Raw genomic sequence first — 15772 nt, forward strand, 5'->3', positions numbered from 1 at the left:
GCGCTGCGGTAGATGAAAATCTGACGCAGGCAAGATTGGAGATCTTAAACGGGTTTTCAATCGCACTTGTCAATTTAGTATTTATTTTTAAACGCAAATATATACGCCAACCGTTTTAAAGTGAGTGTCGCAAGACACTCCATCGAAAGATGTAAAAAATATACGGAGAGTTTGATTCTGGCTCAGAATGAACGCTGGCGGCGTGGATAAGACATGCAAGTCGAACGAAGAGAGATTTAGTTTACTAATGATCTCTTAGTGGCGGACGGGTTAGTAACGCGTGAGCAACTTGCCTCAAAGAGGGGGATAGTCCTGGGAAACTGGGTTTAATACCGCATGTGCTCTTCGGAGTAAAGCTGGCCTTCGGGCTAGTGCTTTGAGATAGGCTCGCGTCCTATCAGCTAGTTGGTGAGGTAAAGGCTCACCAAGGCGACGACGGGTAGTTGGTCTGAGAGGACGATCAGCAACACTGGAACTGAGACACGGTCCAGACACCTACGGGTGGCAGCAGTCGAGAATCATTCACAATGGGGGCAACCCTGATGGTGCAACGCCGCGTGGAGGATGAAGGCCCTAGGGTCGTAAACTCCTGTCATAGCAGAGTAAGGCATATTAGTTAATAGCTAGTATGTTTGATAGTATGCTAAGAGGAAGGGACGGCTAACTTCGTGCCAGCAGCCGCGGTAATACGAAGGTCCCGAGCGTTATTCGGAATCACTGGGCGTAAAGGGAGCGTAGGCTGCGCGGTAAGTCAGATGTGAAATCTCAAGGCTCAACCTTGAAACTGCATCCGATACTGCCGCGCTAGAGTAATGGAGGGGTAAGTGGAATTCTCAGTGTAGCAGTGAAATGCGTAGATATTGAGAGGAAGACCAACGGCGAAGGCAGCTTACTGGACATTTACTGACGCTGAGGCTCGAAGGCTAGGGTAGCGAAAGGGATTAGATACCCCTGTAGTCCTAGCAGTAAACGATGTGCGCTTGGTGTAGGTGGGTTCGACCCCATCTGTGCCGGAGCTAACGCGTTAAGCGCACCGCCTGGGGAGTACGGTCGCAAGACTAAAACTCAAAGAAATTGACGGGGACCCGCACAAGCGGTGGAGTATGTGGCTTAATTCGATGCAACGCGAAGAACCTTACCTAGGCTTGACATGTATTGCTAAGCAGTTGAAAGGCTGTGACCCTTCGGGGACCTTACACAGGTGCTGCATGGCCGTCGTCAGCTCGTGTCGTGAGATGTTCGGTTAAGTCCGGCAACGAGCGCAACCCCTGTGGTTAGTTACTAACATTAAGTTGAGAACTCTAGCCAGACTGCCCAGATCAACTGGGAGGAAGGTGGGGATGACGTCAGGTCAGTATGGCCCTTACGCCTAGGGCTGCACACGTACTACAATGCCCAGTACAATGAGAACCGAGACCGCGAGGTGGAGGAAATCTACAAAACTGGGCTCAGTTCGGATTGGAGGCTGCAACTCGCCTCCATGAAGTTGGAATCGCTAGTAATGGCACATCAGCTACGGTGCCGTGAATACGTTCCCGGGTCTTGTACACACCGCCCGTCACATCATGGAAGCCGATCGCACCCGAAGTGTCTGCGCCAACATTGGCAGGGCCCTAAGGTGTAGTTGGTAACTGGGATGAAGTCGTAACAAGGTAGCCGTAGGGGAACCTGCGGCTGGATCACCTCCTTTCTATGGAGCAAATGCCGGAAGGCATAGGTCGAAGGCTAAAGATTAGGATGAACTTAATCAATTGCCTGCAGTTAAGAAATGATCTGCACGTTACAATTAAGCGTCCGCAAAGTCAGCAATGACAATGCGAACCGCAGCATACAATTCAGTTTTTTCTCTTCACAACGAAGGAAACAAAATATTTAAGAGTGAAATTTGGAAAGAAATTCTAAATTCGATCTGGGGGTTTAGCTCAGTTGGTAGAGCGTCTGCTTTGCAAGCAGAATGTCATCGGTTCGACTCCGGTAACCTCCACCATTTTCACAATTTTGGGCCTGTAGCTCAGTTGGTTAGAGCACACGCTTGATAAGCGTGGGGTCACAGGTTCAAGTCCTGTCTGGCCCACCATTTTTCTTGTAAAATGCCTGCGGGTGACCGTAGGGGAATGCAAGCTATTCTTCCTAAATTTCACTCTTAAAGTGAGTCTTTCTTCAAATCCATGAGAATGTGGAAAAGCATCGCTGACTGACAGCGTTCTTTGACATCTGTATAGAGAAACACAATTTATTCTAAAGAATAGATTGAAAGTTTTTCCTAACTGCAAAAATGCAATTAATCACAAATGAGAAAGCTTTTTGCGAGTTGGGATACTCTAAAAATATAAACTTCCAAAAATAAGTTAACGCTTATTTTTAGTAGAATATGGCAAATTTAGACAGAAAGTCCGGAGTGGGTAAGCAACACTTCAAAGAGGACGCTGTCGACTTGATTTAAAGATAAGGAATCAAGCTAGAAAGGGCACATAGTGGATGCCTTGGTGCTAACAGGCGATGAAGGACGTGATAAGCTGCGATAAGCCTCGGTCAGGTGCAAGTAACCATTGACCCGGGGATTTCCGAATGGGGTAACCTAATGTTATTAATATGACATTGTTCCTTACTGAATACATAGGTAAGGATACGCGATACCTGCTGAATTGAAACATCTTAGTAAGCAGAGGAAAAGAAATCAAAATGAGATTCCGTAAGTAGTGGCGAGCGAACGCGGAAGAGCCTAACCATTAGTTGACCAGTGAAGATAGATGAAGGAATTGGAAAGTTCCGGCACAGAGCGTGAAACCCGCGTAATCGAAATCTAATCTGGCTAGGTGAAAGTAGCACACCACACGTGAAACGGTGTGTGAAGATGGGGGGACCACCCTCCAAGGCTAAATACTCGTTAGCGACCGATAGTGAACCAGTACCGTGAGGGAAAGGTGAAAAGAACCCCTGTGAGGGGAGTGAAATAGAACCTGAAACCATGTGCCTACAAGGTGTAGGAGCTCTTCGGAGTGACTGCGTGCCTTTTGCTTAATGAGTCTGCGAGTTAGTATATGTGGCAAGCTTAAGATCTTCTGGATCGGAGGCGTAGGGAAACCAAGTCCTAATAGGGCGTCAATGAGTTGCATGTGCTAGACCCGAAACGGAGGTGACCTACCCATGGCCAGGTTGAAGCTTAGGTGATACTAAGTGGAGGACCGAACCGGTGAATGTTGAAAAATTCTCGGATGAGCTGTGGGTCGGAGTGAAAGGCTAATCAAACCCCGTGATAGCTGGTTCTCCTCGAAATGCATTTAGGTGCAGCGTTGCGTGTTGATGAGTGGGGGTAGAGCACTGAAAGGGCTAGGGGGCATACCCGCCTACCAACCCCTATCAAACTCCGAATACCATTCAATAGAGCGCAGCAGTGAGACAGTGGGGGATAAGCTTCATTGTCGAAAGGGAAACAGCCCAGATCAGCAGCTAAGGTGCCTAAACTATACTAAGTGGAAAGGAGGTGGGATTTCATAGACAGTGAGGATGTTGGCTTAGAAGCAGCCACCATTTAAAAAGTGCGTAATAGCTTACTCATCGAGAGATCCTGCGCCGAAAATGATTGGCGATAAGTATAGTACCGAAGCTCTGGATGTCGGGTTCCTACGGGGACCCGGCGTGGTAGAGGAGCATTCTATAGAGGTTGAAGGGGAATGGCGACTGAACCTGGACACTATAGAAGAGAGTATGCAGACATGAGTAACGATAAGAGCGGTGAGATCCCGCTCCGCCGTAAACCCGAGGTTTCCTGGGCAATGCTAGTCATCCCAGGGTTAGTCGGGACCTAAGCCGAGGCCGAAGGGCGTAGGCGATGGAAAGCAGGTTAATATTCCTGCACGTGCAAAGGGAAGGGGACGCATGATAGAAAGTAACTAGGTTATTGAATTCCGAGATGAGACTACGGTCGATTCGCATTACTGGACGTTGTGCCAAGAAAAGCCAACCCGATTAAACGCACCCCGTACCGCAAACCGACACAGGTGGGTGGGTAGAGTATACCAAGGCGCAAGAGTGAAACCTAGTCAAGGAACTCGGCAAAATGGCTCCGTAACTTCGGGATAAGGAGTGCCCCCTGTTAAAGGGGGGCCGCAGTGAAATGGCCCAACCGACTGTTTAGCAAAAACACAGCATTGTGCTAAGACGAAAGTCGACGTATACGATGTGACACGTGACCAATGCCAAAAGATTACGATGAGATGTTAGCCCTTGAGGCGAAGCTTCGAGTCCAAGTCCTGGTGAATGTCGGCCGTAACTATAACGGTCCTAAGGTAGCGAAATTCCTTGTCGGGTAAGTTCCGACCTGCACGAATCGTGCAACGAGTTGGGCGCTGTCTCGACTAGGTGCTCAGTGAAATTGTAACGCCGGTGAAGATGCCGGCTACCCGCAGAAGGACGGAAAGACCCTATGGACCTTAACTGTAAGCTGTTAGTGTTCATTTAATCTTAATGCTCAGCATAAGTGGGAGACGTTGAAATGGTGTTTTAGGATATCATGGAGTCATCAGTGAGATACCACCCTTTAATTTTGAATGTTCTAACCTCGAGCCTTGAATCAGGCCGGGGGACCCTGGCAGCCGGTCAGTTTTACTGGGGCGGTATCCTCCTAAAGAGTAACGGAGGAGCGCGAAGGTTGGCTCAGCACAGTTGGCAACTGTGTGTTGAGTGCAAAGGCATAAGCCAGCCTAACTGTGAGACTAACAAGTCGAGCAGATACGAAAGTAGGCCTTAGTGATCCGGCGGTAGAAAGTGGAATTGCCGTCGCTCAACGGATAAAAGGTACCCTAGGGATAACAGGCTGATCGCGCCCAAGAGTTCATATCGACGGCGCGGTTTGGCACCTCGATGTCGGCTCGTCGCATCCTGGGGCTGGAGAAGGTCCCAAGGGTTGGGCTGTTCGCCCATTAAAGCGGCACGCGAGCTGGGTTCAGAACGTCGCGAGACAGTTCGGTCCTCTATCCTCTGTGGGCGTAGGAAAATTGTGGGGTTCAAACTCTAGTACGAGAGGACCGAGTTTGACGCACCTCTGGTGTACCTGTTGTTCTGTCAAGAGCATCGCAGGGTAGCTAAGTGCGGTCGAGATAAGCGCTGAAAGCATCTAAGCGCCAAGCTTCTCCCGAGATTAATTTTCCCTGAAGGATCGTGGAAGACCACCACGTTGATAGGTTGGGGGTGTAAGTGCAGCAATGTATTTAGCTCACCAATACTAATCATCCGTTCGGCTTGATTCCTTAAGCTTTAAATTTGCTTAACAAATCAAGAGTATTCAAAACACGCAAAAAGCTGTGATCAACGCATTACAGGCAGTTAAAGACTTTATGTCTTCTCTATACAGTTGTCAGAGAGCGCTTCCTATGAAGCAGCTCTTTTAAATAACCAAGTAGACAATCTACACACAACCAAAGCTAATAAGCTAAGGCCGGTAGAGGTCGTGCTACACTTAAGAAATTTGCCGCAGGCAAGTGACTCAGTCTGAAAACTGAACACAGCAAGCTGACAAACTTAAGGGAGCAGCCCGACCTCTGGTGACCATAGCAAAGTGGAACCACCCGGTCCCGTTCCGAACCCGGAAGTGAAACACTTTAGCGCCGATGGTAGTTGGGCGATAGGCCCTGTGAGAGTAGGTCGTCGCCAGGTTATATGACCCGCATTTAGCTAACGCTAAGTGCGGGTCTTTTTTGTGGTTGGATACAGTGGATGCCTTCGCATGTTATTGAGCAAAGTCTGGTGACTTTGGGGACGTTACGATGGGGGCAGCACGAGGACACCGCGGTATAAGTAAGCTAATCGCTGGTGTTTTTTGGGGGGGAAGATAGTAGTTGGGGTATGGATCAAGAGTTTCTGAAGCCGCTTTCGATGGAGGGATACAAGTGTGGATTTGTGGGACGTGTTGAAGGGGTGGAGGTGGATACGGATCGTGATGCAACGATCGCGAGGTTAGAGCCGTTTCATCGAGAGGCGGTAGGGAATTTAGGATTTGAATGGAGTAATTTTTGGAGAGCGGAACAGGTTCATGGTGCAGAGGTGGCTGTGGTTGATTCTAAGGAGGGGGCCTTGATAGGCGGTGTGGATGGATTGGTGACGAATGTACGTGGTGTGGCTGTGGGGATTTATGTTGCGGATTGTGGTGCGATTTATTTGTTAGATAAGAAGCATAATGCGATTGGTCTTTTGCATTCGGGCAAGAAGGGAACTGAGTTAGAAATTTTAGGAGAGGCGTTGCGGAAGATGAAGGAGGTGTATGGTACAGATCCAGGGGATGTGATTGGGGTTTTAGCTCCGTGCATTCGTCCACCAGCGTATGATGTTGATTTTGCATGCCAGATTCGGATGAATGCTGAGCGTTTGGGCATTGTTGAATTTCATGATTGTGGCATATGCACGAGTTCTGATTTGGGGCGTTATTATTCGTATCGCGTAGAGAGAGGTGCGACGGGAAGAATGCTGGCTATCTTTGGAATAGAAGCGTAAAACATGCGCAGGTGATGGATGATCATATTGAAATAGCGCGTGCGAAGGTGAATCTTAGTTTGAGAATTCTAGGGAAACGCGATGATGGATTTCACGGATTGGAGACTCGGATGGCGCCGATTAGTCTGGCTGACCGATTGATTTTTAGAGCTGCTGAAAAGTACCAGTTAATTTGTGATGTTCCGGGTGTGCCATTGGATGAAATGAATTTAGTGACTAGGGCGGTGCGTATTTTCCAACGTGAAACTGGCAAAGCATGCGCATATGAGGTTTCGTTAGAGAAGAGTGTTCCGTATGGAGCTGGGTTAGGTGGAGGAAGTGGTGATGCAGCTGCTGCGTTGAGAGCTTTTAATTTGTTAGAAGAGACAGGTGTTAGCGTGGAAGTTTTGGCGGATTGGGCGGCAGAGATTGGCAGCGATGTGCCATTTTTTGTGTACGACAGTGTTTGTGATTGCAGAGGGCGAGGGGAGATTGTGGAGCCGGTAGATTGGTCGTATGAAGTGAATGCGCTTTTATTGAAGCCTAGTTTTGGGGTGAGTACTCCTGCTGCTTATAAGGAGTGGTTCGACTCGAGTGAGATTTCTGGAATTGATTATTTGCCGCAGAAATTTGAGTGGGGTGCGATGGTGAATGATTTAGAGCGCCCTGTATTTCAGAAACATCGATTCTTGGCCGAGATGAAAATGTGGTTATTGAAGCAGGAGGAGGTGGAAGCGGCAATGATGAGTGGTTCAGGCTCGACGATGATTGCTGTTTTAAAATCGCCGGATTTGGCGGATGTTTTAGCGGCACGTGCAAAAGAGGACTTGGATCCTACTTTGTGGACAGAAGCTGTGAAAATCGGCTAGATTTCGGTTGTTATTTTATAGGTTCTAACGAGCATAGTGAGAGGAAATGGCATATACTGAAGAGAAAGCATTTGAATTGGTTAAGTCAGCCTATGAGCGTGAGCGCTTAGGTCATGCTTTTTTGATTACAGGTGAAGCGCTTGCCGGTGGAGAGCGGTTGGCTTCTAAGATGATCGAGTTGATCAATGGAGTGGAGGACGCTACTGCGGGCTTAGAGTTATTTGGTGATGCTCCAGATCCTGAGCCACAGAGTATTGACGAGCTTGAAGGGGATTTGGTTCGGGTGGTTCGTCCAGAGATGAAGTCGCGTAGAATTTCTGTGAAGCAGATGCGTGAGCTTGAGAAAGCAATGTATCAGGCTTCTGAAAAAGATAAGTGGAAGGTGGGAGTTGTCCTTGAGGCTGATCGTATGGGCGTGGAAGCTGAGAATGCTTTTTTAAAAACGCTCGAAGAGCCACCGGATCGATGCTTGTTACTATTGATCACGAGTTCTCCTGATAGATTATTGCCGACAATTCTCTCACGCTGTGTGCAGTTGCCTTTGATCACACATGCGAAGCGCGAAGAGTATGATGGCGAGATTGAGCTGTTAGAAGTACTTGGGAAAATCGGCAAAGTTGGTTTTGGATCGGTTGGTCGTGCGCTTACTTTAAAGGCAGCTTTTTCAAAGGTGTTAGAACGGCGCAAGTCTGAAATAGCGAAGGCAAATGATGCTGCTCAGAAAGAAGAAATTACGACTTATAAGCAGACAACTGAGGGAGACTGGTTAAAACAGAGAGAGAACTACTACAAAGCGCTTACAGAGAGTGAGTACTTGTTAGAGCGTGCGCAATTTTTAGATGTTTTGATTACGTGGCTTGGAGATGTGGTGCGGCAGAAATGCGGAGTGACTGAGCTGGATTACCCGAAGTACGCTTCAATAACAAAATCTGTTGCTGAGGCTGAAAGTTTGGAATCATTATTGCAACGCATGGAGTCCTTGGAAAAGTTAGGGAGCTTGTTAGAAACTAATGTGAGTGAACCATTGGCGCTTGAGGTTGGATTCATGAAAGCTTTTGGCTAATAGTACGATGAATTTTCTCAACGATGACTTTGCGCTAATTAGTACAGCTGATGGTGAGTTGTTAGTGGGTGAAGGTCCGTTTACTGAATTTTCTCAATGTCCTAGAGACGGGGTCGCATTTTACAAAAATGATTTTGCGCTTTCAGATTCGAAGCCGTGGAAGGTGCCGAAGCAGGTGCATCGATTGAAAGCAGATGCTCTGCAGGATTTTGTAAGCCCTAATGTGTGCTGGCAGGCACCTGAAGCTGGAGGTTTCGCGAGAATTTTTAGTGAAATCAATGAGACGATCCAAACAGGAGGGCTGGAGAAGTCTGTACCTGTAGCCACGGAATGCGGAGTCGTTGAGAGTGGGTTGGTTAGAGGTTTGCTTGGGCAATTAGCGGATCATCGAAAGCCTTTTTATTCTTATGCGTGGGTTGAGGGGAAGAATGGTTTTTGCGGCCAAACTCCTGAGTTGTTGTTTCAACTGAGGAAGGGAAGATTTAAAACTATGGCTCTAGCTGGAACAGCACGGGCGAGTGATCGGAGTGTGTTCGCTTTTGATGAAAAAGAAATTCGTGAGCACGAATATGTGGCTCAGACCTTAGTTGCGAATTTATCGGACTTGGGGATGGTGAAGCGTAGTGAGCGCAGGATTATGGATTTGGGTGAACTGGTACACTTTCACACGCCTTTGGAGATTTTTATGTATGGAGATCAGAGTATTGATTTCCTACTTCGTAAAATGCATCCGACGCCAGCCTTGGGGCCGCATCCACGAACTCAGGAGACCTTAGAAATGCTTTATCGTTGGCGAAACGAGTTAGAAGCTCCCGCATATTTCGGGGCTCCTTTTGGCGTTTACGACAATGGTGTATTTCACGCTGTAGTCACTATTCGCGGGGTGTACTGGAGCGGTAATGAAATTCAAGTGCCCTCAGGTTGCGGAGTCATCGAGGCCTCGCGGTTGACCAATGAGTGGAGGGAGTTAGAGCTGAAGCGTAATGCGGTGAAGGCTCGTTTCAGAATCTAAGTAAATAGGTCCATTTGGGGGGTGTCTGATTCTGGCATTGTCGCTTTGGTATTCTTCGCACGGGGTTTTTTCTGGGCGTCTGGTTTTGAAGAATTCATTTCGAGATGCGAGAGAATGTCTTTGGCCCGATTGACGATGGTGGCGGGAAGGCCAGCTAGTTTTGCTACTTGTATGCCATAGGATTTGTCGGCTGAGCCGGGGAGAATTTTGCGGAGGAAGATGATTTCGTCGTTCCACTCGCGGACGGCGACATTGTAATTTTCGACTGCTTTCCGTGTGTTTGCAAGATCAGTTAACTCATGGTAGTGAGTCGCAAAGAGGGTGCGGGATTCTAAAACGTCGTGCAGGTGTTCCGCTACAGACCAGGCGATGGAGAGTCCGTCGAATGTTGCGGTGCCTCGGCCGATTTCATCTAGGATCACTAGGGACTTTTCGGATGCATTGTTGATGATGAGTGAAGTTTCATTCATCTCGACCATAAAGGTTGATTGGCCACGGGCGATGTCATCGGAGGCTCCGACGCGGCAGAATATGCGGTCGACTAGGCCAATGTGTGCAGACTCCGCTGGGACATAGGCTCCGATTTGTGCCATCAGAGTGATGAGTGCGACTTGGCGGATGTAGGTGGATTTACCTGCCATGTTAGGTCCTGTGAGAATGAGTAGTCGTGATTCTTCCTGCTCAATGAGTGTATCATTAGGTACAAATTTTTCGTCGACGAGAGTTTGCTCAAGAACGGGATGGCGCCCCTCGACGATACTAAGTTTGCGAGAGTCGTCGAGTAGAGGTCGAGAGTGTTGGTGGAGTTGAGCAGTTTCGGCGAGGCCTAGGAGGACGTCGAGTGTGGCCAGTGCGTCGGCAGTTTGTTGGAGCTCGTTGAGGTGAGCTGCGACATGTGAGCGCAGTTTTGAAAACTCATCAGATTCTAGCTGCTTCGATCGTTCTTCTGCGCCGAGTACTTTATTTTCTACTTCTTTGAGTTCTGGAGTGATGAAACGCTCAGCGTTCGCCATTGTTTGTTTGCGTTGGTAATCTTCAGGAACGAGTTCTGCTTTGGCTTTAGTGACTTCGATGAAGTAACCGAAGACGTTGTTGAACTTGATCTTGAGAGTGTCAATTCCTGTACGTTGGCGTTCTGATTCTTGAAGTTTAGCAATCCATTGTTTGCCATCGCGTGAAGCGGAGCGTAGTTCGTCGAGAGCTTCGTTGTATCCATCGCGAATGATGCCACCATCTGATAGCTTGGCTGGCGGTTCATCGACAAGAGCTATTTCTAACAACTGAACGAGGTCCTCGAAAGTATGAATGTCCTGGAGGAGCTGAGCGGCTAGAGGAGTGCTTGCGGCGACAGCTGTTAGATCTTCTTTGAGGGTTGGTATCTGAGCTAGAGAAAGCCCTAAGGACTGGAGGTCACGTGGATTTCCAGAGCCTTGTGAAAGTCGGCCAGTTGTGCGCTCAATATCTTTGATCTTTTTCAGTGAGTCGCGACATTGATTGAGTAAATAGGGTTGCTCGAGGAAGGATGCAATTAAGGCTTGGCGAGCAATGAGAGGCTCTAGATCACGTAAGGGATGGAGAATCCAGTCGCGTAGTTTACGGGCACCCATGGGGGTAGCTGTGCGATCGAGTGCGTGGAGTAAGGTGTGCTTTTTTCCCGAGCGGGATTCAACAAGGTCGAGGTTGCTTTGAGATGCGGAGTCGATAAGTACGTAGTCCGCATTGTCTCGAACCGATAGTTTAAGAAGATGATCACAGGAACGTCTGAGTTGGTGAATCAGGTAATGTAGAATGGCGCCTGCAGCAGAAGTGGCAGCGGTCATATCAGCGCAACCGAAGCCATCGAAAGACTGGACTTTGAATTGCTCTTTGAGCATGTGCTGCGCTTGTTCAGGAATGAAGGCGTAGCCGTCATAGGGCATGCAGTGAGCGATGCTTCCCAATTGAGCGAGCTGGTCGTCGGGTATTATAATTTCAGAAGGGGAGAGACGTTTGAGTTCGTCCTCTAACTGCATTTTATCTACAAACTCTGTGACGGTGAATTCACCAGTGGTGTGGTCGGCGCATGCGAGTCCGAATTTTTTGTCCGCGAAACAGACTGATGCTAGATAGTTGTGCTTGGTGTCGTCTAACAAGTTGATGTCATCAACAGTGCCGGCGGAAATGATTTGGGAGATTTCGCGTTCGACGAGTTTGCCGGGAATTGGGGTGGAGGTTTGTTCGCCAATGGCCACGCGGATGCCTGCTTTGACGAGCTTGGCTATATAGCCTTGCGCGGCATGGTGGGGGACACCGCACATTGGGACATCGTGTCGTTTAGTTAGTGCAACATTTAGTGTCGCAGCGGCGCGTTGGGCATCTTCGAAAAACATTTCGTAGAAATCGCCGAGGCGAAAGAAAAGTACGACATCCTCTGGGAGTGAACGACGCATCGCAACGTATTGCGCCATCATAGGGGTAAGTTTCTTTTCTTTGCCAGCTGCCATGTGTGGGAGGATTCTGGCTAGCTGTCTGCTGGGATTCAACAGAGAAGTCGATAAATTCGCGTGATGGATTTAGATGCCTTGACAGGAGTGAATTTCTTCAGATGGTAGGATCATGACTTTACACAGAATAATGACTGTTGCTGCCTTGGCAGCATTTACTGCCACTGGGAACGTGTCAGCAGATGATACGGAAATGGAGAAGGCAATGAGTACTGCAAGTAAGTCTCTTAAATCTCTTCGGACCATTCCAAAGGATGACTACACAGCTGCAGCTGATGCTGTCAGAACGGCTCATGAGGCGATTTTGAAGTCGATGAGTTACACGGCAAGTATGGTAGCTGAAATGCCTGACGGTCTTGAGAAGCAAAAAGCTCTCGCGGATTCTCGTCGTATTCTTGGTCTGAACTATTCCGCACTTTGTGAGCTTGAGCTCGCTTATCTAGAGGGTGACGCTGCGAAAATCGAAGCGGCGACTGAGAAGATGAAAGAGACTAAAAAAGAAGGTCACAAAAAGTATACGGATGATTAATTGTTTAGTATCTTAGCATCCATGAAGAAGTGGATGATAGGAATAGCTCTGGCCATCATTGTTCTGCTGATTGCAGTGACGATGTTGGCCAAATTTTTACTCACTAAGGACTTCTTGGTGAAGGAAATTGAAAGTTCCATTAATAGTCGCGTTCAGATTGGTTCGGTGGATGTTGCTTTATTTTCATTTCCTACGAAGGTTAGTCTCAACGATGTCATTCTTGTGCCACGTGATGAAATTGTTGCAATCGGCACACCGTACGGTGATCGCTTAGAGTTGTTAGAAGGTGATGTTGAACTGAAATCTCTGAGCTTTAAGCTTTCGCTTTGGGAGTTACTTTCTCGTAAAATTCATGTGGAGCATTTTGATCTTGATGGCTTACATGTGAGAGCGAGTCTTTTCGAAGATGGGACGAATTCTTTAGACCCGCTTTTTGCCAGTCCAGAAGCAGAGGCTGAAAAGCAGGTAGAGAAAGCTGAAGGATTTAACGCTAAAGAGCAGAAGCAATTTGTTACTTATCTGGATTCGGTTGATATCCGGAATGTGAGTTTTGATTTAGAGATCGAGAAGACTGGTTTGTTTATTCATGGATCGGAATGTGGGGTTTCGTTAGAAAATATTAGGGTCGATCCACAGGCCTTAGAGAAGGTGAATGAAGCTAGTATTCAGTTCACTTCAAAGGTAGAGGTGTTTGATTCCCCAAGTAAAAAGCTGAAATATGGAGAACTTGGGTTAGCTGGGCCAGCAATCGCTCGTTTATTTGATCCGGTGACTGGGGATATTGACCCTATAGTGAGTTTAGATTTCAGTATTTCTGAGAATTCACATATCAACACGCAAGTTCCTTACCTTCAGAAAATTTGGAAATATAGTGAGAAATTATCTAAGTTTGGAGTGTCAATTGGAACCTTGCCTGATCGCGCTACTTTCGGGCGTAATCGTAAATTGAAGGGGAGCTATCAGCGTGGGCGAGTGGATATCTCGGAGGATGTGTCCATTCTGCTTCACGATTGGGAGGTCGCATTGAACCAGCCTTCTTGGTTAGAATCTGGAGACGACACTCATGAGTTCTTTGTTGACTTTAGCGCGAGTAAAAAAGCGAGTGATTCGATGGTGCGGCATATTGATCAATTGGTAGGGAAGGTGCCTAAAGAAATTCGAGGGAATTTAGCTGAAGAGATTCATTCTGACTGGATCAAAAATGGTAAACTTACAGTGAGTCTTCACACTAGTGGAGTGCTTTCATCTCCGAAGATAGAGATGCGTACTAAAGTGCCGGATATTGACACGTTGATTAAAGAGTACGCAAAAAAAAGTGCGTTGGACTACCTCTTCAAAAAGCTCAAAAAATAGGGTTACACGCCAGTTACCATTGCTTTGGCATAGGCATTCACATCAGCATAGGGGAGGTATGAAAGCATACCGAATTCTTTTTTTTGATGAAGAAAGTAGTGACGGATATAGGGCGAGGGTATGCCACAAAGGAAGCGCGTGAGTTGTTGTTCATTTTGAAATCTTTTATTAGATTGAGAAAGAAGCGCTTTGATTCGTTCGAGTTGCTCGTCACTAAGTATGGATTCGTTTGAAATGGGGAGTTTCCTAGGACGCTTTTCTTTGATGCAAGAGGAACAATGGCCACACGATTGAGGCAGTTTCTCGCCAAACCACTTTGCTAAGTGAGAGGGGATGCACTGGCGGCTTGTCGCGATTTGTTCTACAGCGTGTACTTTGTGGAGACCATTTTTGAATTGTGATGAGAGGTCTAGAATGAGGACCTTTGTGAGGTCTTCATTGATTGGTTTAAGCAGTTTGTAATTCCACAACCAACCACTTGGCTTGTAGACAATGTCTCCAGTGTCACGTAGCTCATGCAGTATGGTCCAGAGTTTGTTAGGTTTGATGCCAAATTCTGATTCTGTCTCGAATGTGTCGTAACGATTACCCAAGGAAAATATGCTTTCTAGAGCATGTTGGATTTTCAAGGGATAAGTTGTTAGGTCAACTTGCTTGCCAGCAACGGGCCATGCGCGGATGTAGCGCCATTCAGATCCTGTGAACTTGAGATGACCTCGTACTTCTAACTTTGCCAGTAGGACATCGAGGGTACTCACTAGGAAGTCGTATTGGATGCGAGTTTGGTAGGGAGAGATTTGAACCGAATTCCCTTGGGAGGAAAGTGAGGATAGAAAGCGCTGGAGGGTTGCTGGTTTTATTTCTTTGGCGTAGATGAAGTTTTCAAGAGGTACGAGGTCGTCGCCACAGGCTAAGAGTTGGCAGAGGCTAGAAGCTCCATCGCGTCCGGCTCTGCCGCTTTCTTGCATCCACCCTTCAGGAGATTTTGGAAGGTGGTAGTGGATGACTGATCGTATGTTAGGTTTGTCTACTCCCATGCCGAAGGCAATCGTGGCTACGACAATATCTATTTTATCCTGCAAAAATGCATCTTGGATGGAAACTCTAGACTTATTCGTGAGCCCAGCATGGTAAGAGCGTGTGTTGAATCCGTGATCTGAGAGTAAGGAAGCGATACGTTCACAGTCTTCTTGGCGCATGGCGTAGACTATCGCAGGAAGGCGGCCCTTGGTTTGCAAGGATTCGAGAAGCGCGTTGTTTCTAGTTTCGGCAGAAACTGGTGTGATTTTAAAATGGAGATTCTCTCTAAAGTGTGAGCTTTGAAATTGTTCTGCAGTTTTGATGCGGAATAGTTTTCTGATGTCGGAGGCTGTTTTCTTGGTTGCCGTAGCTGTGAGAGCAAGAATGGAGTGAGGTTTGAGTGATCTAATAATTTTAGGAAGAAATAGATAGGATGGGCGAAAAGAATGTCCCCATTCTGAGATGCAATGTGCTTCATCGATGGCGACTAAAGCAATATTTTGTGACTTGAGACGTTTGAGAAGCTCAGGTGAGACGAGAGATTCAGGTGAGGTGTAGAATAGTTTAACGCTTCCTGATTCAATGCGTTTTAAGGCGTTCTGTTTTTGGTCGTAACTTTGTGTAGAATCATAACGTTCGACGGGAATACCCTTTTTTTGAAGCTCTTGGGTCTGGTCTTCAATCAGCGAGAGAAGAGGTGAAATGACGATACTTAGACCGTCTAACAATAGGGCTGGAAGTTGATAGGTGAGGGACTTTCCGCCTCCTGTGGGGAGGATGGCGAGAGCTGGATTTCCCTGTAGAACACTGTCAACAATTTCGCGTTGGAGAGGGCGGAAATGTGAGTGGCCAAAGTGTGTTGCGAGAGCGCTATCGAGCTGGTCATTCACAGTGATTGAGTAAAAATCGATTCAAGTTAAGGCGACAATCGAAGTTGTTAGGTCGGCTAGCCGCAAACTTCATAGTTCGGCTAAG

8 protein-coding genes, 2 tRNA genes and 3 rRNA genes are annotated in these 15772 nt (G+C 47.4%); 11 read left to right on the forward strand and 2 right to left on the reverse strand.

The window, feature by feature from the left end:
* The first annotated feature begins 159 nt into the window (after positions 1-159).
* The 9 genes from ACFPK9_RS10405 to ACFPK9_RS10445 all read left to right on the forward strand — a co-directional run bounded on the left by ACFPK9_RS10405 (position 160) and on the right by ACFPK9_RS10445 (position 9412).
* Positions 160-1690: ribosomal RNA gene (locus ACFPK9_RS10405) — 16S ribosomal RNA — on the forward strand.
* Positions 1691-1911: 221 nt separating this feature from the next.
* Positions 1912-1987, forward strand: a tRNA-Ala gene (locus ACFPK9_RS10410).
* Between the two features lie 13 nt (positions 1988-2000).
* A tRNA-Ile gene (locus ACFPK9_RS10415) sits at positions 2001-2077 on the forward strand.
* A gap of 374 nt (positions 2078-2451) precedes the next feature.
* Positions 2452-5249: ribosomal RNA gene (locus tag ACFPK9_RS10420) — 23S ribosomal RNA — on the forward strand.
* A 290-nt stretch (positions 5250-5539) separates the two neighbouring features.
* Positions 5540-5655: ribosomal RNA gene (gene rrf / locus ACFPK9_RS10425) — 5S ribosomal RNA — on the forward strand.
* The 16S, 23S and 5S rRNA genes sit together here with 2 tRNA genes alongside, the layout of an rRNA operon.
* 189 nt (positions 5656-5844) lie before the next feature.
* Positions 5845-6489, forward strand: a complete 645-nt coding sequence (locus ACFPK9_RS10430; protein ID WP_377094822.1) for a laccase domain-containing protein — start codon at positions 5845-5847, stop codon at positions 6487-6489.
* A 14-nt stretch (positions 6490-6503) separates the two neighbouring features.
* A complete protein-coding gene (ispE, locus tag ACFPK9_RS10435) occupies positions 6504-7337 on the forward strand; it encodes a 4-(cytidine 5'-diphospho)-2-C-methyl-D-erythritol kinase (RefSeq protein ID WP_377094823.1) in 834 nt (277 codons plus the stop codon).
* 46 nt (positions 7338-7383) lie between these two features.
* A complete protein-coding gene (locus tag ACFPK9_RS10440; RefSeq protein ID WP_377094824.1) occupies positions 7384-8400 on the forward strand; it encodes a hypothetical protein in 1017 nt (338 codons plus the stop codon).
* 7 nt (positions 8401-8407) lie between these two features.
* A complete protein-coding gene (locus ACFPK9_RS10445; protein ID WP_377094825.1) occupies positions 8408-9412 on the forward strand; it encodes a chorismate-binding protein in 1005 nt (334 codons plus the stop codon).
* Here the strand turns inward: ACFPK9_RS10445 and mutS are convergent.
* On the reverse strand, positions 9409-11895 hold the full coding sequence (gene mutS / locus ACFPK9_RS10450; RefSeq protein WP_377094826.1) for a DNA mismatch repair protein MutS: 2487 nt from the start codon (positions 11893-11895) through the stop codon (positions 9409-9411). The two genes, ACFPK9_RS10445 and mutS, sit on opposite strands and share 4 nt — an antisense overlap.
* A gap of 112 nt (positions 11896-12007) precedes the next feature.
* On the opposite strand from mutS, the gene ACFPK9_RS10455 reads away from it, so the two are divergent.
* Together ACFPK9_RS10455 and ACFPK9_RS10460 are read left to right on the forward strand one after the other, a co-directional pair.
* Positions 12008-12424, forward strand: a complete 417-nt coding sequence (locus ACFPK9_RS10455) for a hypothetical protein (protein WP_377094827.1) — start codon at positions 12008-12010, stop codon at positions 12422-12424.
* A gap of 21 nt (positions 12425-12445) precedes the next feature.
* Positions 12446-13777 (forward strand): AsmA family protein, encoded by a 1332-nt coding sequence (locus ACFPK9_RS10460; protein ID WP_377094828.1) that lies wholly within the window; start codon positions 12446-12448, stop codon positions 13775-13777.
* 2 nt (positions 13778-13779) lie between these two features.
* On the opposite strand, the gene ACFPK9_RS10465 is transcribed toward ACFPK9_RS10460, so the two are convergent.
* A complete protein-coding gene (locus ACFPK9_RS10465; RefSeq protein ID WP_377094829.1) occupies positions 13780-15687 on the reverse strand; it encodes a RecQ family ATP-dependent DNA helicase in 1908 nt (635 codons plus the stop codon).
* Positions 15688-15772: the final 85 nt, after the last annotated feature.

Origin of the sequence: Rubritalea spongiae, assembly GCF_042652385.1 — a bacterium.
Classification (GTDB): Bacteria; Verrucomicrobiota; Verrucomicrobiia; order Verrucomicrobiales; family Akkermansiaceae; genus Rubritalea; species Rubritalea spongiae.

What these genes read in the sequence shown, in the direction of transcription:
- ACFPK9_RS10455 (WP_377094827.1), top strand. Translation starts at nt 12,008, where the DNA reads ATGACTTTACACAGAATAATGACTGTTGCTGCCTTGGCAGCATTTACT.
- mutS (WP_377094826.1), bottom strand. Translation starts at nt 11,895, where the DNA reads ATGGCAGCTGGCAAAGAAAAGAAACTTACCCCTATGATGGCGCAATAC.
- ACFPK9_RS10430 (WP_377094822.1), top strand. Translation starts at nt 5,845, where the DNA reads ATGGATCAAGAGTTTCTGAAGCCGCTTTCGATGGAGGGATACAAGTGT.
- ACFPK9_RS10445 (WP_377094825.1), top strand. Translation starts at nt 8,408, where the DNA reads ATGAATTTTCTCAACGATGACTTTGCGCTAATTAGTACAGCTGATGGT.
- ACFPK9_RS10460 (WP_377094828.1), top strand. Translation starts at nt 12,446, where the DNA reads ATGAAGAAGTGGATGATAGGAATAGCTCTGGCCATCATTGTTCTGCTG.
- ACFPK9_RS10440 (WP_377094824.1), top strand. Translation starts at nt 7,384, where the DNA reads ATGGCATATACTGAAGAGAAAGCATTTGAATTGGTTAAGTCAGCCTAT.
- ispE (WP_377094823.1), top strand. Translation starts at nt 6,504, where the DNA reads ATGGATGATCATATTGAAATAGCGCGTGCGAAGGTGAATCTTAGTTTG.